This window comes from Psychrosphaera algicola (assembly GCF_028401425.1).
GTDB lineage: Bacteria > Pseudomonadota > Gammaproteobacteria > Enterobacterales > Alteromonadaceae > Psychrosphaera > Psychrosphaera algicola.
In genome coordinates this window covers 552359-572318 of sequence record NZ_JAQOMS010000002.1, presented here as the reverse complement: position 1 = coordinate 572318, position 19960 = coordinate 552359, and the positions used below count along the sequence as shown (strand labels likewise).

The following is a 19960-nucleotide window of genomic DNA, read 5'->3' as shown; positions in this document are numbered from 1 at the left end:
AAAATCCTGTACAATGCGCGATCAAAATTTAGCAGTGGCGTTTTTATGCCCAAATTAGTCGCTAAATATTCGTTTTGCATTAGCCCAATAGGAATGCCGTATGAAGTTTTCTTCACAAGATTTTGCCCCAGAATTACAACAAGCCATTGATGCTTGTGGCTATTCTGAAATGACGCCAATTCAACAACAGGCTATTCCATCAATACGTCGCGGAAAAGATGTATTAGCTAATGCACAAACAGGGACCGGTAAATCCGCTGCGTTTGCATTACCCATTTTACAAAAATTGATTGATAAGCCTGTTACTGAAATGTCTTCGAGTCCACTTGCGCTTGTTTTAACGCCAACTCGCGAGCTTGCTGAGCAATTAGCAAATACCATTAAAGAATACGCGCAGTTTTTACCATTTAGCGTTACTTCAGTTTACGGCGGTGGCAAAATGTCTGGTCAGGCAGCAAAACTGAAAGCTGGGACTGATATTCTTATTGCCACACCCGGTCGTTTGTTAGAGCACATTTCATTATGTAATGTTGATTTAGCTAAAGTTGAATTTGTAGTATTAGACGAAGCTGACCGTATGTTAGATATGGGCTTTATTACAGATGTTCAAAAATTGATCCAATACACGTCATCTACGCACCAGACGATGTTGTTCTCTGCGACCATCTCCCATGCAGTAAGTGGTTTGGCTCATAAAATATTAAAAACCATGTTGTTATTAGTGCCGCAAAACAAAACATTACTGCCGACACCATTGAGCATGTTATGTACCCAGTGGAAGAGCGCCGCAAAGTAGAACTCTTTTTAGAACTATTTAAACAGTACAATTGGTTTCAAGTGTTGGTTTTCACCAGCACTAAAGAACAGGCCGACCGTTTAATGGGATCATTGCAACAGCAACGCATTGAGGTTGCCGTGTGTCATGGTGATATCAAGCAGGGCGCTCGTCGACGCGCATTAGCGGACTTTAAATCAACCAAACTGCAAGTCTTAATAGCAACAGAAGTTGCAGCACGTGGCCTCGATATAAAAGGCTTAGATTACGTGGTTAACTTTAATTTACCGTATTTGCCAGAAGATTATGTTCACCGCATAGGTCGTACTGGCCGTGCCGGTAATAAAGGCACCGCAATTTCTTTGGTAAGTCGTGAAGAAGAACATACGGTTGCAAAAATAGAGAAATTAATTGGCAATAAAATTAAGCGAGTTCATCACGCTGATTTTGAAGTGAGTAACCGTGATGTTTTAATCAAAAATATCCATGCTTACTCAAAAACAGGCCGCACCAACAAAGCAACACAAACTCAAATTGAACGTGCAAGTCGTTTTAAACGCGGAAAATTAGAAAGTTAATTTGAACCGCTAGGCTGACTTAAATATAAAACCTGCTAAATGCAGGTTTTTTGTGCCAATTTTAAGAAAATCAATCGTTTGAGGTTAAGGATTATACCAATCTTTCATACTGAATAGATCATTCGGCGAAATTTAAAGCTTTTTAAACAAGGTATTGACCGTCGACTTTTTATAACGAGAAGGTGGTCCCTTCTAAAAGTCAGTAACGAATGACTTAATTAGAGCATGAAAGTTTTTAAACTCGTCTTTTGGAAGTTTATACCAATTCAAATGCCTGTCGCGTAATGCGCGGTACGTCAAATCCCCTAGATTTACGACCACAAGGATGTGGGAGGTAGAGCGACTCAGGAGTCAACTAACTTAAAAGATCCGGCCATGAAGGACTAAACCGGCGAAAATTTGGCTTATTCTCCCACGTTTGATGAAGCTCTGACATGAAGAGTTAATTATGAAATTGGTATTAACTCAGCGTGGTGAAATCAACAAAATACCAACCTTACCGATAACTAGGTGTGCTAGTATCAATGTAATTGATAAAAAGTAGGTAAAAATAGTGAGCTATCAATGGCGTTAAAAGTTGCAAGTTTTTAATCGTGACTTAACTAGATTAATCAATTAACTTAAGGAGTCATATGTATAACCCCACGGATAATAAGTTATTAAAATTTTTCCCTACCGAAGTTACAAATAAAATTTTTCCTAGGCTTAAATTAGTTAAATTGCGCTTAGGTAAAGTTATTTATGAATCAGGCCAAAGTCTTACACATGTCTATTTTCCTATAGACAGCATCGTTTCTCTACTTTACGTTACTGAAAATGGTTCATCAGCAGAGATATCTGTAGTAGGCAATGAAGGCTTAGTTGGTATTGCCGTTTTTATGGGCGGTGAAAGTACGCCTAACCGTGCTGTGGTACAAAGTGCAGGTTACGCATATCAAATTCCAGCATCAGTTTTACGAAGTGAATTTAATAATGACTCTACTATTCGGATGTTACTATTACGTTACACTCAATCATTAATCGCACAAATGGCACAAACTGCGGTATGTAATCGTCATCATTCCATTGACCAACAACTTTGCCGCTGGTTGCTACTTTCCCTCGATCGACTTAGGACAAATAACTTAACTATGACTCAAGAATTGATCGCAAATATGCTCGGAGTTAGGAGGGAAGGCGTTACTGAGGCTGCTGGCAAGTTGCAAAAATTAGGCGTTATTACTTATAAACGTGGACATATTACTGTCGAAAATAGAGACATGCTTGAAACGCTCTGTTGTGAGTGTTATGCGGTGGTTAAATTAGAAACGGATAGGTTAGCGGAATTTTCAAATAAAGCATAAATTGCAATTCTTAGAATCTACTCATCACTGGCTAGGCAACAGTTTATAACTACAGTTAGCAGCTATTCAAAACGCTAGGTGCATTAGCGCACAGATACTAAAACCATAATGCCTTAAACTTAAATCTATGCCTATTACGATGCTGTAATCGGCGAAAATTATAAGGTAATTATGAAAAATGCAGGTACTGATAAAAAAAACGATAAAACGAAGTTAACTGAACTCGATATAACCGAGGAGGAACCTTTTTACTCGGATCAAAAAACTCAATCCCAACAATCAGCAAATAAACCTCAGAAGACATTATTAGAACATAACAAACATAAAGACAGATGGCGGTAGCCAATAAATTTTTAACAATTTTATATTGTTAATGCCGTACAGTCAGAATACTCGTCGATAGAGGTTATTGGAGAATTACTTATGCGCTTATTGCCAAGAACCACTCTTGCCTTATTTTGATTTCAACTAAAAGGGTGGCAAACAAAATAAAATTCTTAACAAGGCCATCTGTACTGCTAAAAAATCAGCATGTAGCTTTAATTTAAAGCTTATTTTTGTGGTTTGAAAAATGTAGAAATTTCATCATGTCGACAGTCGTTAGCGCCAAGGCGTTTCAACGAGTTAAAAACGACAATATTAGAATCGTTATTTTCTCAAACGTTACCAATGTCTGTTATCGCACAGAGTATTTTTTAGCCTTCTGTAAAGTGAGAACAATGGTGACTTTCCACTAAGAGTAAATTTATGTTGCAGAGAACAGACGATTTAAACGCTTGCCAGATCCAATCTATGGAAGGGGATTTAGGTAAAATACATGATGTATATTTTGACGACGAAGAATGGGCTATTCGTTATCTAGTGGTGGCCACTAACAATTGGTTTATTAAACGAGAAGCACTAATTTCACCAATTTCCTTGATAAAACCAGACTGGTTAAATAAAACACTTAAAGTCAATTTAACACAAGAGCAAATTGATGATTGTCCTGATATTAGTGTTCATGAACCCGTTTCAAGACAACAAGAATATCGATATTTTGGCTATTACGGTTATCCCATATATTGGGGAGGAGTTGGGTTATGGGGTCAAGGGTTTTATCCTGATGGTTTAATGACGGTAGACGAAGATATTAGCGATAAACCCAATGCCTTAGCAGCCAAGGCATATGCTGAAACGCAAAATGAAGATCCTCATCTACGCAGTTGGAAAGAAGTAAAAGGGTATGTCGTTAACGGCTCTGATGGTGAAATAGGGCATATTCATGATTTGTTGATCGACGAGAAAACGTATGCGGTTCGTTATGTTGTAGTACGCACTAATCATTGGTGGACAGGCCATGATATTTTGTTGCCACCACAGTGGTTTACTGACATAAAATGGAAAGACTCGTCGGCATTTGTTAATCATACTCGCGATGAAATAAAAGGCGCTCCTAATTTTGAAGCGCTGGCTACAATGGATCGGGATTGGGAAGTGACTATGCATAAGCATTACAAAAGGAAAGGATATTGGACCGACGAAGCCGAATCACTTTCTGCATAAAATAAAGCAATGCAGTTCGCAATTGTAATTACATTATTAAAATTTTTTACAACATGGGGTTTATAAAGACATGTACATAAATGTTCCGGTTAATTTGAACCTCTTTTACCCTTAAATTCTTTTTTAATAAACTTATGACATTGGTAGACGTTTTAACTTTGTCATAGGCAGGACTCTAGTTCTATTTTAAGCATCTTGCGTCACTATTGTATTTTATTCGCCCTCATAATAGATGAAAGCACAAATATGGGATATTTCTGGTTCTAGAATCAATGAATGTATTTTGCAATTTAAACAATTATTTAAAATTCAATATTTCAACTGGATACACTTATGCCAACAGGATCAGAGGTCAACAAATGTAAGGCGGCATTAAATATCAATGGTAAAAACTATCATTATTTTGCGATCAATACTGGAGATATAAACACAAAAAACTCTATTTTTCGTTTACCCATATCCATCAAAATACTTCTTGAAAATTTGTTTCGTCATCAAAATGGCAACCCCAATGCAATCGCTGAAATTAGCGCGTTGGTTAATAGTGCGGGCAAATCTAGTCGAACTGAAATTACTTATTACCCAGTTCGGGTGTTGATGCAAGACTTTACTGGAGTACCTGCGATTGTTGATCTTGCTTCAATGCGTTACGAACTCGTTAAACAAGGATTTGATCCGCAAGATATCAATCTAAAAACGAGGGTTGATTTGGTTATCGATCACTCAGTAAATGTTGATAAATATTCAACGCCTGCTGCTTTCAAACAAAATGTTAATATAGAAATGGAGCGTAATAAAGAGCGATATAGATTTTTAAAATGGGGCCAGACTGCATTTACAAACTTTCGACTTGTACCTCCAGGTACTGGGATCTGTCATCAAGTCAATCTCGAATACTTAGCGAACGTTGTAAATAGCGAAACCATAGATGATCAGTGTCTACTTTATCCAGATACATTAGTGGGTACCGATAGCCATACTACAATGATAAACGGCTTGGGTGTCTTAGGGTGGGGCGTTGGCGGAATAGAGGCAGAAGCCGTTATGCTTGGTCAACCTATTTCAATGCAAATACCGGATGTAGTTGGCTTTGAGCTTATCGGGAAGTTATTAGAGGGGATCACGGCGACCGATTTGGTATTGCATGTTGTTCAATTGTTACGAAAGCATGGAGTGGTTGGGAAATTTGTTGAATTTTATGGCAGCGGATTAACACATTTGCCATTAGCCGATCGCGCTACTATCGCAAATATGGCGCCAGAATACGGTGCAACGTGTGGCTTTTTTCCGGTGGATCAACAAACTTTAGCCTATTTACGGTTAAGTGGCCGAAGTCAGGCGTCAATTGATTTAGTTGAGGAATATTGCAAAGCACAGGGCATGTGGCGAGATGAAACAAGTGTCGTCCCTGATTTTTCAGAAAATTTGCGTCTTGACATAAGCACTGTTGAAGCTAGCCTTGCTGGTCCAAGTAGACCACAAGACCGTGTTTCGGTGCCTCAGTTAAAATATGCCACAGAAAACTTTATTAATCTAAGTGGTAAAACAGTTACATTGCCACCTGTGTCTAATTGTTCAGAGCCCAGTCGGACCGTAATAGACCAACCGCTTCCCGAATCGCCACTAAAGCATGGTGATATTGTCATCGCAGCTATTACGTCTTGCACTAATACATCTAACCCTTCGGTTATGTTAGCAGCTGGTTTGTTAGCAAGAAACGCGATAAATAAAGGATTAACTACGCCGCCTTGGGTTAAAGCATCGCTTGCACTTATGGTTCAAGAGTAGTCACAGATTATCTAAAGGAAGCTGGCATGCAGGACGCTTTAGATAAACTCGGATTTAATTTAGTGGGTTATGGGTGTACAACGTGCATCGGTAATTCGGGCCCTTAGCACCTGAAATAACAAAACGTATTGAAGATAACGATCTTATTGTTTGCGCCGTATTGTCAGGTAACCGAAATTTTGAAGGCAGAATTCATCCACTGGTAAAGGCATCTTGGTTAACATCACCTCCCTTGATTGTTGCCTATGCGCTTGCTGGTACTACATTAATTGATCTTAGCAAAGACGCCATTGGCACCGGCAGTAATGGCGAAAAGGTATATTTAAAAGATATTTGGCCGAGTAATATTGAAATTGAGAATTTACTTAATTGCGTGCATCAAGATATGTTTAAAGACCGTTACAGCGCAGTGTTTTCTGGTGATAGCAAATGGCAAGCGATTGAGTCAACTGAGCAGATAAACTTTACGTTTGCAAGGGATAGCACTTACATCCAGCGCCCGCCTTTTTTGAATCTAAGTATCGTGATAACAATTCAGACATTATTAATGCAGCTATATTGGTAATACTTGGCGATTCAGTAACAACCGATCATATTTCTCCCGCTGGCGCTATACCGCTTGAGAGTCCTGCAGCGCAATATTTACGAGAACATGGTGTCGAAGAAGTGGATTTTAATTCCTATGGTGCACGCCGTGGTAATTACCAAGTTATGACACGAGGGACTTTTGGCAACATTCGTATTCGCAATGAAATGATCACCAATCAATTGGGAGGGTATACACGTATACAGGGGCAGACTAACGTGATGCCCATCTTTGATGCCGCGATTATTTATCAACAGCAACAAAGGGTTAGTGTGGTTATTGCGGGCAAAGAATATGGCATTGGTTCAAGTAGGGATTGGGCAGCTAAAGGTACTTTACTCCTAGGAATTAAAGCAGTAATAGCCGAAAGTTTCGAGCGAATACACCGCTCTAACTTAGCAGGTATGGGGGTCCTACCTTTGCAGTTTTTACTAGGTGAGAATAGAAAGTCTTTAAATATATCGGGAGATGAATCTTTTGACATTCTGGGGGTGCATGGTGCTTTAGTGATTAATCAAACATTAGACGCCATTATCCACTATCCGTCTGGTGAACAGCGCTTTATCAAGTTACTTTGCCGTTTAGATACCGGTATTGAGATTGAATATTACCGTGCTGGTGGTGTGCTGACTTATGTATTAAACCAAGTGTTGTTAAACAATAAAAATAAGGCTTAATCATGCAACCACTATTTCGTATTGAAAAGGATAGTTTAGGAGACGTGAAGGTTCCTTTTACCGCGTTATATGGCGCTCAGACCCAGCGGGCGGTTGATAATTTCACTATAAGTGATCTTATGATGCCAGCAACATTTGTTCAAAGTATAGGCTTAATTAAGGCCACAGCAGCACAGGTAAATGGGAAATTAGGTTTACTTGAACCAGAGGTCGCAGAAGCTATTTATGTTGCAGCAATGGAGATTGCTAACGGGCATCATCTAGAGCAATTTCCGGTTGATGTGTATCAGACGGGCTCTGCAACGAGTACTAATATGAATGCCAATGAAGTGATTGCAAACATGGTTAGTAAGCGACTTAAAAAACCGATCCACGCCAATGACCAAATTAATTGTAGCCAAAGCAGCAACGATGTTATCCCGACAGCTATTCATCTAAGCGCTCAACTAGGTATAGAAAGGCAATTATTGCCTGCACTAAAATCATTGCAAGAGGGTATACACAAAAAAGAGCATGGGCTGACGAAACAGTTAAAAACGGGTCGTACGCATCTGATGGATGCGATGCCAATGAGTTTTTCTCAAGAATTATCAGCATGGAGAGCGCAAGTAACGCTAGCGATTGAACGAATAAACAGTACTAAATTAAGGCTAAGTCAAATAGCACAGGGGGCGACAGCGATTGGTTCTGGAATAAATGCCCCTCCAGAGTTTGCAGATCTATTTGCCAAGCATCTATCAATTTTGAGCGGAAGTAAGTTCTGTACAGCAAAGAATTTATTTGCTGCAGTTAGCTGCCAAGATACCGCGGTTGAAGTTTCAGGTCAGTTAAAAACCTTAGCAGTAGCGTTGTTAAAAATAGCCAATGATTTACGTTGGATGAACAGTGGCCCCTTAGCAGGACTGAATGAAATCAATATTAAACCACTTCAGCTAGGGAGCAGCATAATGCTAAGGAAAGTTAACCCCGTATTGCCTGAAGCTGTTGCAATGGCAGCAGTGCAGGTAGTCGGAAATGATACAACAATCACCTTAGCGGGCAGCTCAAGCAATTTCAATTGAATGTAATGTTGCCTGTTATAGCTTACAACTTATTGTCGAGTATTCAATTATTAACCGGTAGTTGTCTGGCGTTGAAAAATACCATAGATGGTTTTACGGTGAATAATGAAAAACTGGAACAGAACTTGTCAAGTAATCCCATATTGATCACTGCGTTAAATACAGTGATCGGTTACAACAAGGCTGCTGAAATTAGTAAGCGGGCTTATGCTGAGAAACGACCAATACTTGATCTAGCAAAAGAAATGACAGAGTTGGATCATGATTATTTAGCTGAACTTTTAGATCCTAAAAATCTTAAATAATCATTAGATCAAAACGTTGCGTTGTTTTTTACCTGAGTCGAAACTTACACTTTTTTCAATTTTGTATTTTTCTTAAATTTCGAAAAAGATTCAAACAGTACGTTAGCGTACAGAACAATAATATTTACAGCTATATCATGAACTACGCCAATAAATATCGACTCTGCAATTATTAAGGAGCTTCCTATGTACGGGTTCAGTCTACAATTACAAATGCCTTTCGATTTAGTCATCACCAATGTTATTGAATCACTCAAGAAAGAAGGTTTTGGTGTACTTAGTGATATAGACGTTAAAGCAACTTTAAAAGAGAAGATCAATGTTGAGCATCGACCATATCGTATTCTAGGTGCATGCAATCCATCATTAGCACTTCGTGCCATAGAGGCAGATGCAGATATTGGCTTATTACTACCTTGTAACGTTGTGGTCCGTGAAGAAAAAGATAGCAGTATATCGGTTGTTTTTATGGATCCCGAAGCCGTATTACAAATAGTGGATAGTCCTGAAATACAAGAATTAGCTAAAGAGGTAAAAGGATTATTACTGCGCGTGGCAAGTAGTTTAAGTCGATAGGCGTAAAATACAGTGAGGTTAATCAACGAAGATTAATGGAGCAGTATGGATCTAAAAATCATTACAATATGAGAAATTCATATCTATAAGATAATTTCAACAAACTTTTTGACTACCGTAATAGAGTGAGAAATTAATGTCTACAGAAAAAGAAGATAATAAAATAGAAGACGCTCAACGTGTAGTTGCTATTGAGAAGGCCGGTCGTGCTATTTTTAATACTCTTAAAAAGTGCTTCCCAAAGGAAAATTTTATAAGGTATTGATTATTTGTATAGTGCTATTGCTGGTGTTAACTGGCTACACTAGCTTGTATACCGTCCCTAGTGACTCTGTTGCGGTCGTACTGAGGTTTGGCAAATTTGAGGTAATTAAGCCCTCGGGATTGCACTTTAAAATGCCTTTAGGTATCGATAAAGTCAATATCGTGCCTACTAAACGCCAATTAAAACAAGAGTTTGGATTTTCAACTCATAGGGCAACTGATCCCAATCAAAATAGCACTCCAAATAGCTTTTATTCTTCGGCTAAATCTAAGGCTCATTTTTTGAGCAATCAAATTGGGGAAACCCAAATGGTGACTGGGGACTTAAACACGGCATTAGTAGAATGGGTCGTTCAATACCGAATTGCCGATCCTAAATATTATTTGTTTGAAGTGAGGGATCCGGCAGGAACCCTGCGCTACGTATCTGAATCTGTTATGCGGGAAGTGGTTGGTGATCGTACTGTAGATGAAGTAATAACGATTGGTAGGCAAGAGATAGAAGTTGAAGCATTAAGCAAAATGCAGGCATTGGCTTCAAAATATGTGATGGGGATCCGTATTGATCAAGTACAACTAAAAAATATAAATCCGCCACAACCTGTACAAGCCTCGTTTAACAAGGTCAATCAGGCACAGCAAGAAAAAGAAAAACTCATAAACGAAGCTCGTCGAGACTATAATCGGGTTATTCCATTAGCAGAAGGTGAGAGTGATCAACGGATCCGTGAAGCAGATGGTTACCGATTAAAACGTATCAATGAAGCCGAGGGCAATGTACTTCGTTTTAATGCATTGTTTAAAGAGTATTTAAACGCACCAGAGGTAACCCGAAGACGACTTTATTTAGAAACCATGCAAAAGGTGCTACCTAAAATTGACAACAAAATCATAATAGATACAAAGGTGAAAAGTGTTTTACCGCTTCTAAATCTAACAACTGAGGAGTCATCAGAATGAAACAATCATTATGGTTTGTCAGTGGTGTTTCGTTGGTGATTATTGGTTTATCTTTAAATAGTGCGGTGTATACAGTGAATGAAGTCGTTCAAGTAATTATTACACAATTTGGTAAGCCAGTCGGTGAGCCGGTTGTTAATGCTGGAATTAAACTGAAATGGCCCTTTATTCAGCAAGTTAATTCTATCGAAAAGCGCGTTTTGGAGTGGGAAGGTACGCCTTCTGATATGCCGACAAAAGACAAGTTATATATTTCGGTAAGTTTATTCGCACGTTGGCAGGTGATCGACCCCTTGCAATATTTTTTACGTTTAGGCGATGAACGCAGTGCGCAGTCTCGATTAGATGATATTTTTGGCAGCGAAACACGTAATGCTGTTGCTAAACATGAATTAATCGAAATTATTCGCACATCTAAAGACCGCTTACCACTAAGAGATTCATTGCTGACCGAGGCAGAAAAAGCCCAAGATATGGGTAGTTTGGTGCCTATTAATACAGGTCGATTATTGGTTGAAGAAGATATCTATAATGCAGCGGCGGAAAAGGTCAAAGTATTTGGTATTGAACTGCTGGATATTCGTTTTAAACGCATTAATTATAACGAAAGTGTACGACCTAAAATTTATGAACGTATGATCAGCGAACGTCTTCAAATAGCTGAACGCTTTTTATCAGAAGGTAAAGGCGAAGCCGCACGCATACAGGGTAACCGTGAACGAGACTTAAATAAAATCCAATCGGAAGCTTACCGTAAAGTAGAAGAAATTCGCGGCTTAGCCGATGCAAAAGCAACAAAAATTTATGCAGACGCCTATAATCAAAATTCACAGTCCGTAGCGTTTTATGAGTTTACCCGTTCACTACAAACTTACGAACTCGCTATAAGTCAAAATACGACATTGTTGCTATCAACTGATAGTGAATTATTTCAATACTTACAACATACTCAAGTACATGAAAGATAATTTTATAACGCTTCGATTATTAACACTAACATGGCATATTCGAATGTCACCTAATCAAAGGGGTTTAACATTAAAACATCCCTAGATCATATGAATGTATTGCAATGTATCCTCGAAAAAGTACATGGACCATTTTCTAATTTTATTAGAGCGCAAACAACATCCAGTATATTTTTGTTAGTCGCCACTATTACGGCGCTTTGGTGGGCAAATTCCGCTTACTCCGCTTTTTATTTAGAACTAATAAATACCCCCATTGGCTTTATTGTTGGCGATCTGGAAATTCGAGCCACTTTCAAACACATCATAAATGATGGATTGATGGTTATATTTTTCTTTTCCTTGGTTTAGAAGTGAAGCGAGAAGCGTTGGCTGGTGAGCTTGCGAGTGCTGATAACCGACGAATGCTAATTTTATGCGCTATGGGAGGAATGGTTGTACCTGCTTTAATTTATTTATTCTTTAATAGTTCACTCGACTCACAAATCGGGTGGGCTATACCGATGGCAACGGATACGGCTTTTGCATTAGGTATACTAACACTAGTTAGAAAACACATTCCTATTAACTTGTTAACCTTTATTGTTGGTCTTGCTATTGTCGATGATGTAGGTGCGATAATGGTCATTGCAATCTTTTACACCGAACAAATATCAATAATTTATCTATCTGTCTCGTTTGCACTTATTTTGATGCTGATATTGGCTAACTATGCAGGCGTTCGACAGCCGCTATTTTACATCATCGCTGGGATTGCCACATGGTGGACTATGCTTCAGTCAGGTGTTCACACTACGGTGGCTGGTGTTGCAATTGCCTTGACTGTGCCGGCTAGTCCCAAATTAGAAACTGAACAATTATTGGGCAATGCAAAATCCTTAATCAGCTCAATGCAAAAAATACCGATAATATCGATGTTTTGGCTAGCAAAATTGATCATGAAAATGTGGTAGAGATAGGCGAAATATCGGCTCATGCGAGTACTCCGCTGCGACGTTGGGAGGATGCACTTCATCTACCCGTTGCAATCTTTATTTTACCGCTATTTGCTTTAACTAATGCAGGTGTTGTATTTAATGCTAATGTTTTACTAGAAAGCCTTACTCAACCTGTTGGGTTGGGTATTATCCTAGGGTTAGTCATTGGGAAATGCCTTGGGATCTCTGGTGCTTGTTGGTTGGGACTTCGTTTTAGCATTGGACGTTTACCTAAAGACGTCAATTTGAAGCATATAATAGGCGTATCACTTATGGCTGGAATAGGCTTTACGATGTCGACGTTTATAGCAGCTCTAGGTTTTGATGGGCAACCTTTACATTTACATAATGCCAAGACTTCTATTTTAATTGCTTCAGGTTTAGCTGCAATCTTAGGGCTACTGTATTTTCGATTTGCCGAATTAGAAAATTCAAACAAAACTAAGCTTATAGATAAATCCATCGATGGTTAATACCAAAGGTCATAAACATTATCTCATTTGTTAGCGACCGAATAAACATAACTAGTAGAACGGTATGAATAGTTAAAAATATCGTCTAAATATTTTTGGGGTATTATGAAAAACAGAACGCTAGACGAATAGCGTGCCATCATTGATGGGCAAGCCCAAAGCTACCTTAACATTCAAGATTTTTGCATACCACGTAATGCGGCAACGTCTGGCTTCTTTAAATATCGACGTAATTCGCAGGATACTAAATGGGACTTACTCGCAAAAAACTCATTAGAACTCTGCATTATTTTGAAATTTCCAATATCAAATTGATGGTCAATTTAAATATTACACTTCATTAGGGGTTATGTAAGGATTTGAGAATAGAATGCTTAGGCAGTCAAACTTTAGAACGGCCTAAGCAATAAAAGCTAGATGTTTTTGTTAAATGAACGTCTTGCACCTAAACCAAGTATAGTTAATGCAAAAACCACTAACGTTGAAGGTTCAGGAACCACATTTGCCGTATAGTCCACCAAAAGCCATTACCAAGTGCACTATAGGAGCCAACGCCGTCTATTGCACCGTTACTGTTAGCAGCTGTGCCAATTGAGTTGGCTGTAAATGAAAGTGCATTGCCAATAAATGCTGAATTTGCATCAACTTCCCATGTAAAACTCCATAACTCCCATTGGCCCGAACCTTAGCATATTTTTAGTAGATGTTGTTGCCAGATTTTCATTCATTCCAGCAAAAGTAATGTCAAAATTAAGAAAACTTTCATTACTCCAATTGCCTGCATTGAAATAAATAGTGTAAGCGCCTTCTTGAATTGTATAATCACCGTTAGAAATGTCATTGGTGTAAATATCTTGGCTACCTGTTGTTGCGTGAGCGACCCAATCGCCCTCTGGGTTGGCCGTACCACCAAAATACGGTGCTTGTGATGATGTTGAATACCATCCACCATTTGAGACTAGGCCGTTTTGCCCTTGTTCAAATTCTGCGTCAACAATAATTGTAGCGTTTACTTGGCTTGATATTATTAAAGCCAGTACAAATGTAAAAAGAGTACGTTTTAACATCGTTTTTCCTATTTTGATTCTAGAAATTAGCGTCATGAGAATTAGGGCGAAGCTTAATGCCTGTTACTCTCAAAGTTTAACTTTAAGTATTCCCTGAATAAGTGGAGGCATTATTTGTGCCGATTATTTTTATATATATATTTCATTGGTTTAACCTTATTTGGGCCGGGAAACTTTGCGAGGTGTAAAAAAACTGACATTGATTTTGGATGATTTTTCTTCGCTTTAGTGCGTTAATCGTTATAGATATTGCAGTGCGTGGTTGATTAGTTTGACTAGAGGGCTTTGGTGTTTCAGAAGGTATGCATACTACAAACCATACTTACCAACTGTGCGAACCCCATAATTTTTCGCTCTGAATTGCCAATTACTTAATTTTCAAAATTATTTAGCTAAATTGACATCACAAGTATTTATGGAAATCTATAACTCTAATAAAACAAAAAGGGTAATTGCGATTGCCGCTGATTTTGTAAAGAGTGAACCGACGATGTTGTTGTTTTGAAATGGTGTGTCGTTTTAAAAATTGATTGTGAACATTCGAATTGGTTGCGGGAGCCGCTGATTTTGTAAAGAGTGAACCGACGATGTTGTCGTTTTGAAATGGTGTGTCGTTTTAAAATAAATGTTTAATATAAAAAGTTATTGTTCATTCGAATTGGTTGCGGGAGCCGCTGATTTTGTAAAGAGTGAACCGACGATGTTGTTGTTTTAAAACGGTGTGTCGTTTTAAAATTAATGTTTAATATAAAAAGTTATTGTTCATTCGAATTGGTTGCGGGAGCCGCTGATTTTGTAGAGAGTGAACCGACGATGTTGTCGTTTTGAAATGGTGTGTCGTTTTAAAAATTGATTGTGAACATTCGAATTGGTTGCGGGAGCCGCTGATTTTGTAGAGAGTGAACCGACGATGTTGTCGTTTTGAAATGGTGTGTCGTTTTAAAAATCGATTGTGAACATTCGAATTGGTTGCGGGAGCCGCTGATTTTGTAAAGAGTGAACCGACGATGTTGTTGTTTTGAAATGGTGTGTCGTTTTAAAAATCGATTGTGAACATTCGAATTGGTTGCGGGAGCCGCTGATTTTGTAAATAGTGAACCGACGATGTTGTAAAGAGTGAACCGACGATGTTGTTGTTTTGAAATGGTGTGTCGTTTTAAAATTAATGTTTAATATAAAGGGTTATTGATCATTCGAATTGGTTGCGGGAGCCGGATTTGAACCGACGACCTTCGGGTTATGAGCCCGACGAGCTACCAGACTGCTCCATCCCGCGTCCGAATGCTTCTCCTAAGAGAAGGTGCCTACAATATTTTAATTCGACTGTAACGAATTTCCCAGAACCAATAAATTGGTTGCGGGAGCCACTCTCTATAAACAAAGAATGAACCGACGACCTTCGGGTTATGAGCCCGACGAGCTACCAGACTGCTCCATCCCGCGTCCGAATGCTTCTCCTAAGAGAAGAGAGTCAACAACATTTTAATTCAGTTGATAAGAATTCAGGCTTCCATTTTTCCTTAAAAGGAAATGGTTGCGGGAGCCGGATTTGAACCGACGACCTTCGGGTTATGAGCCCGACGAGCTACCAGACTGCTCCATCCCGCGTCTGGGTTTCCGTTGTTTCGACTAGTGTCTCTCAACGAGATGCGTATAATAGCGATCTAAATTTAAATTGCAACGATTAATTTAAAAAACTGTAATAAATAGGTCTTTTGAATAAATTTGCTATAATGACGCCAATTTCCCAAAGGTTTAAAAATTATGCCCAATTTCATTGCACTAACATCCGCTGGTATAGAATTACTTCTTGCCGAAGAGCTTGTTGAACTCGGTGCTACCGACGTAGCCCCTAAAGTACAATCTGTTCATTTTTCCTGCAGCTTTGAAACTGCCCAAAAAATATGTCTTTGGACACGTCTTGCAACACGTATATTACGTCATGTTGTTCAGGTCTCAGGAAGCAGCAAAGAAAAAATTTACGACGGGGTTTTAGGCTTTGATTGGCATCCTTTCTTTACTAAAACAAAGGTTTTCGCCGTCGAGTTTGTTGGAACCGATAAAAGTATAAGAAATAGCCAATTTGGTGGACAAATAGTCAAAGATGCAATCGTCGATAACATCCGAGAAGAAACCGGCAAAAGACCAGACGTAGATAAGCAGTCTCCAGATCTTATTATTCAAGCGAGATTGTTTAAAGGGCAGTGTAATGTCTATGTTGATTTCTCAGGCCCATCACTCCACCAACGAGGTTACCGTAAAGCGCAGGGCGCTGCGCCGTTAAAAGAACATTTAGCTGCGGGTATTATTAGACGCAGTGGTTGGGATGGTAAATCCAGTTTTGTCGATTTGTTTTGTGGTTCCGGTACTTTGTTAATAGAAGCGGCCATGATTAACAAAAATCGCGCGTCAGGTTTAACTCGCAGGCAGTTTTCATTTGTTAAGCATCCTGAATTTCTGGTTCATAAGTATGAAGCGATTCGTGATGAAGCCATTGCTCAAGAAAAGCCAATTAGTGCCGACATTATCGGATTTGAAATTGTAGGCTACGTTTTGGATATCGCTAGAGAAAATATCGCAATGGCAGGATTAGAAGGTGATATTAAACTGGCGCAACAAGACGCAGTAAAAGCGACTGTAGGTAAAGACGTCACTCCGGGCTGGATTGTATCAAACCCTCCGTATGGAGAACGTATTGGCGACTCTATTACATTACTCACGTTGTTTAAGAAGCTTGGCTTTAATTTAAAATCAAATTACGTTAATTGGAACATGTCGTTGTTGTGTACTGAAAATACACTTTTAAAGTTACTTAAACTTCAAAAAGACAAAGAATATAAGTTTAAAAACGGTGCGATAGACATACTGTTGGTTAAATATCAATTGACCGAACAACAATGTGAAATGGGTAACGTTACGTCCAATGGCTATTTTTGAGTAAAGATGGTCAGGCATTTTCGGGTCGAATCGACAAAAACTTAAAGCGTCTTAGTAAGTGGATCAAAAAGAAAACATTAGCTGCTATCGGATCTACGATGCCGATATTCCAGAATACAATGTTGCAGTTGATTATTACGACGGCCGCATTGTGGTATACGAATACCAAGCGCCAAAAACGGTAAATGCTAATTTAGCAGAACAGCGCCTTCTTGATGTTTTAAGTATTTTACAAGAGAAGTTTGACCTTACTAGCGATAAGTTTTCGTTAAAAGTACGTAAGTCTCAAAAAGGTAAAGAACAGTACCAAAAAGAAGCTGAACGTCAGCAACGTTTTATTGTTGAAGAGAATGGCGCAAAATTATACGTCAATATTCATGACTACTTAGATACAGGCCTGTTTTTAGATCACCGTTCGGTACGTCAACGTTTTGCGTCTATGTGTTCTGGTAAAAGCATTTTGAATTTGTTTTGTTATACCGGCAGTGTATCGGTGCACGCGGCGTTAAATGGCGCTAAACGTGTTACCTCTGTAGATATGTCTAATACTTATTTAGAATGGGCTGAAGACAATTTCTTTATTAATAAATTGGACAAGAAAAACCACTTTTTCCACCGCGCCGATTGCCTTGCTTGGTTAACAAATACACGAGATAAGTTTGACTTAGTCTTTTTAGATCCACCGAGTTTTTCTAATTCTAAAAAAATGGACCGAACTTGGGATGTACAACGTGACCATGTTGAAATCTTAACGTTAATGAAAGACCGTTTGATGGATGGCGGACAAATATTGTTCTCTAATAATTTACGTGGCTTTAAGCTTGATGTTGAAGGCATTACAGAACTGGGCTACAAAATAGAAGACATTACGAAAGATACATTACCACCAGATTTTGAACGTAATGCAAAAATTCATCATTGTTGGATATTGTCTGTCGCGTAATGGACAAGCAACCACGGATTTTCTTTTTATTAGGTACTGACGGTTGCCATCTCTGTGAGGTGGCAGAAACGCTGTTAATGCAAAATAACATTGAATTTCAAAAAATTGATATTATCGAAGATGAGCAATTGGTGTCACTTTACGGTGACCATATACCAGTGTTTATTGCAGAAAATGCTGAACAAGCATTATTTTGGCCCTTTGAACAAACACAACTAAAGCAGTATTTAATACACTATGGAATTGATTCGAGTTACTAACGCCCAATTAGCATTTGGCACAAATCCTCTTTTGGATAAGACAAATTTTCAACTTAATACCCACGAGCGGGTATGTATTGTTGGACGTAATGGTGCCGGTAAGTCGTCATTGTTAAAAATATTAACTGGCGATATGCACCTTGACGATGGTCAAGTGCAATTTGTTAATGAAATAACGGTCGCTCGTCTTGAACAAGATCCACCACGTGGTCAAACAGGCACCGTTTACGAATTTGTTTGTGAGGGGCTAAAGGACATTATCGCCCTTGTAGCTCAGTATAATGACTTAGCTTATCAAGCGGCTGAAGATCCATCTGCGCTAGATAAGATGGAAGTTATTCAACAGGAAATTGACCGTGTAAATGGTTGGGCTGTTGAATCTCGTATAGCACAAACATTAACTAAGCTTGGGTTAGACCCTACACAAGACGTTAATAAACTCAGTGGGGGTTGGTTGCGTAAAGTCGCTTTGGCGAAAGCATTGGTTACCGAACCTGATGTGCTGCTATTAGATGAACCAACAAACCATTTAGATATCGACGCTATTGCTTGGTTAGAGAAGTTTTTAAAAGACTTTGCCGGTTCAATCATCTTTATTTCACATGACCGTGCCTTTATTCGGAATATGGCAACTCGTATTGTCGACCTAGATCGAGGTAAGCTCGTTTCTTTTGAAAGTAACTATTTTGACTATTTGTTAGAAAAACAAAGGTTGTTGGAAGTTGAGGAACAACAAAATGCGCTATTTGATAAAAAATTAGCGCAGGAAGAAGTGTGGATCCGTCAGGGAATTAAAGCTAGACGTACGCGAAATGAAGGCCGTGTTCGTGCGTTAAAAGATTTACGTAATGAACGTAGCGCAAGAATAGGGGTTCAAAAAACCGCAAATATGACAATTCAGCAGGGCGAAAAGTCTGCGAAAAAGTATTTGAAGCCATTGATCTCAGTTTTGCAATTAAAGACCAACGTTTAGTATCAAATTTTGATGCGTTAGTTACTCGCGGCGACAGGATCGCATTAGTCGGTCCAAATGGGATTGGTAAGTCAACATTAATTAAATTACTGATGGGTAATCTTACGCCAGATAGCGGTATCGTTAAAATTGGTGAAAATTTACAAGTTGCCTATTTTGACCAGCACAGATTGGCTCTAGATCCAGAGCAAACGGTGCAAGATAATGTCGCTGATGGCAAACAAGAAATCATGTTTAATGGCAACAGTCGTCATGTATTAGGTTACTTACAAGACTTCCTATTTCCGCCGGTACGTTCAAGAACACCAGTTAAAGCGCTTTCTGGTGGCGAAAAAATAGATTACTTTTAGCCAAGCTATTTGTAAAACCATCTAATTTGTTAATTCTCGACGAGCCAACCAATGATTTGGATGTTGAAACGTTGGAATTACTTGAAGAACTTGTGGCAAATTATGAAGGTACTGTACTTCTCGTTAGTCACGATCGTGAGTTTATCGACAATACAGCCACAACAGTTTGGGCATTTGAAGGTAATGGCTTAGTAAATAAAGTCGTTGGCGGTTACGAAGAATATCGTGAATATCTGCAACGAATTGCGCCGTCTATTGACGAAAAGCCTGCCGTTACACCGTCAAAACCGGTTGTAACGGAAACTAAAGTTAAAAATAATCAGAAGAAAAAGCTTTCATACAAAGAGGAGAGGGAGTTAGAATCACTCCCCAAACAGGTTGAACTCCTAGAGCAAGAAATTGCAGAGCTTCAACTCACTGTTAACTCCTCTGAATTTTTTAAGTTAGATGCCGAGTTAACCACAAATACTTTGAACCAATTGGCCGAAGCTGAGTCAAAGCTTGACGAAGCTTTTGCACGGTGGGAAGAGCTCGAAGAAAAACAATAAAATTAA

General features: G+C 38.8%; 12 protein-coding genes, 3 tRNA genes and 5 pseudogenes. 15 read left to right on the top strand and 5 right to left on the bottom strand.

Annotated features, from left to right (window positions below):
* The first annotated feature begins 100 nt into the window (after positions 1 to 100).
* The 11 genes and pseudogenes from PN838_RS03020 to PN838_RS02965 all read left to right on the top strand — a co-directional run bounded on the left by PN838_RS03020 (position 101) and on the right by PN838_RS02965 (position 12876).
* A pseudogene (locus tag PN838_RS03020) lies at positions 101 to 1353 on the top strand (DEAD/DEAH box helicase).
* Positions 1354 to 1985: 632 nt separating this feature from the next.
* The gene (locus PN838_RS03015; protein ID WP_272179728.1) at positions 1986 to 2696 is read left to right on the top strand and encodes a Crp/Fnr family transcriptional regulator; all 711 of its coding nucleotides are present in this window, start codon (positions 1986 to 1988) and stop codon (positions 2694 to 2696) included.
* A gap of 747 nt (positions 2697 to 3443) precedes the next feature.
* On the top strand, positions 3444 to 4241 hold the full coding sequence (locus PN838_RS03010; RefSeq protein ID WP_272179727.1) for a PRC-barrel domain-containing protein: 798 nt from the start codon (positions 3444 to 3446) through the stop codon (positions 4239 to 4241).
* A 333-nt stretch (positions 4242 to 4574) separates the two neighbouring features.
* Positions 4575 to 7292, top strand: a pseudogene (gene acnA / locus PN838_RS03005) (aconitate hydratase AcnA).
* A 2-nt stretch (positions 7293 to 7294) separates the two neighbouring features.
* Positions 7295 to 8658 (top strand): annotated as a pseudogene (locus PN838_RS03000) (class II fumarate hydratase).
* A gap of 186 nt (positions 8659 to 8844) precedes the next feature.
* Positions 8845 to 9234 (top strand): DUF302 domain-containing protein, encoded by a 390-nt coding sequence (locus PN838_RS02995; RefSeq protein WP_272179726.1) that lies wholly within the window; start codon positions 8845 to 8847, stop codon positions 9232 to 9234.
* 136 nt (positions 9235 to 9370) lie between these two features.
* On the top strand, positions 9371 to 9499 hold the full coding sequence (locus tag PN838_RS02990) for a hypothetical protein (RefSeq protein WP_272179725.1): 129 nt from the start codon (positions 9371 to 9373) through the stop codon (positions 9497 to 9499).
* Positions 9496 to 10458 (top strand): FtsH protease activity modulator HflK, encoded by a 963-nt coding sequence (gene hflK, locus PN838_RS02985; protein WP_272179724.1) that lies wholly within the window; start codon positions 9496 to 9498, stop codon positions 10456 to 10458. Before PN838_RS02990 ends, hflK begins: the two co-directional genes overlap by 4 nt.
* The gene (gene hflC / locus PN838_RS02980) at positions 10455 to 11426 is read left to right on the top strand and encodes a protease modulator HflC (protein ID WP_272179723.1); all 972 of its coding nucleotides are present in this window, start codon (positions 10455 to 10457) and stop codon (positions 11424 to 11426) included. Before hflK ends, hflC begins: the two co-directional genes overlap by 4 nt.
* 90 nt (positions 11427 to 11516) lie before the next feature.
* Positions 11517 to 12379, top strand: a pseudogene (locus PN838_RS02970) (Na+/H+ antiporter NhaA).
* Positions 12373 to 12876, top strand: coding sequence for a Na+/H+ antiporter NhaA (locus PN838_RS02965; RefSeq protein ID WP_272179720.1), 504 nt, complete (start codon positions 12373 to 12375; stop codon positions 12874 to 12876). The pseudogene PN838_RS02970 and the gene PN838_RS02965 overlap by 7 nt, the downstream one beginning before the upstream one ends.
* A gap of 413 nt (positions 12877 to 13289) precedes the next feature.
* On the opposite strand, the gene PN838_RS26950 is transcribed toward PN838_RS02965, so the two are convergent.
* The 5 genes from PN838_RS26950 to PN838_RS02945 form a co-directional block, all read right to left on the bottom strand.
* A complete protein-coding gene (locus PN838_RS26950; RefSeq protein ID WP_370661085.1) occupies positions 13290 to 13376 on the bottom strand; it encodes a PEP-CTERM sorting domain-containing protein in 87 nt (28 codons plus the stop codon).
* A 141-nt stretch (positions 13377 to 13517) separates the two neighbouring features.
* Positions 13518 to 13943 (bottom strand): hypothetical protein, encoded by a 426-nt coding sequence (locus tag PN838_RS02960; protein WP_272179719.1) that lies wholly within the window; start codon positions 13941 to 13943, stop codon positions 13518 to 13520.
* Between the two features lie 1199 nt (positions 13944 to 15142).
* Positions 15143 to 15219 (bottom strand) — tRNA-Met (locus PN838_RS02955).
* 76 nt (positions 15220 to 15295) lie between these two features.
* Positions 15296 to 15386: transfer RNA gene (locus PN838_RS02950), tRNA-Met, on the bottom strand.
* Positions 15387 to 15474: 88 nt separating this feature from the next.
* Positions 15475 to 15551: transfer RNA gene (locus PN838_RS02945), tRNA-Met, on the bottom strand.
* 156 nt (positions 15552 to 15707) lie between these two features.
* On the opposite strand from PN838_RS02945, the gene PN838_RS02940 reads away from it, so the two are divergent.
* The 4 genes and pseudogenes from PN838_RS02940 to uup all read left to right on the top strand — a co-directional run bounded on the left by PN838_RS02940 (position 15708) and on the right by uup (position 19954).
* The gene (locus tag PN838_RS02940; protein WP_272179718.1) at positions 15708 to 16880 is read left to right on the top strand and encodes a THUMP domain-containing class I SAM-dependent RNA methyltransferase; all 1173 of its coding nucleotides are present in this window, start codon (positions 15708 to 15710) and stop codon (positions 16878 to 16880) included.
* A gap of 58 nt (positions 16881 to 16938) precedes the next feature.
* Positions 16939 to 17823: a class I SAM-dependent methyltransferase gene (locus PN838_RS02935; protein ID WP_272179717.1), complete on the top strand. Its 885-nt coding sequence runs from the start codon at positions 16939 to 16941 to the stop codon at positions 17821 to 17823.
* A complete protein-coding gene (locus PN838_RS02930) occupies positions 17823 to 18083 on the top strand; it encodes a glutaredoxin family protein (RefSeq protein ID WP_215963038.1) in 261 nt (86 codons plus the stop codon). Before PN838_RS02935 ends, PN838_RS02930 begins: the two co-directional genes overlap by 1 nt.
* A pseudogene (gene uup, locus PN838_RS02925) lies at positions 18061 to 19954 on the top strand (ATP-binding cassette ATPase Uup). The gene PN838_RS02930 and the pseudogene uup overlap by 23 nt, the downstream one beginning before the upstream one ends.
* Positions 19955 to 19960: the final 6 nt, after the last annotated feature.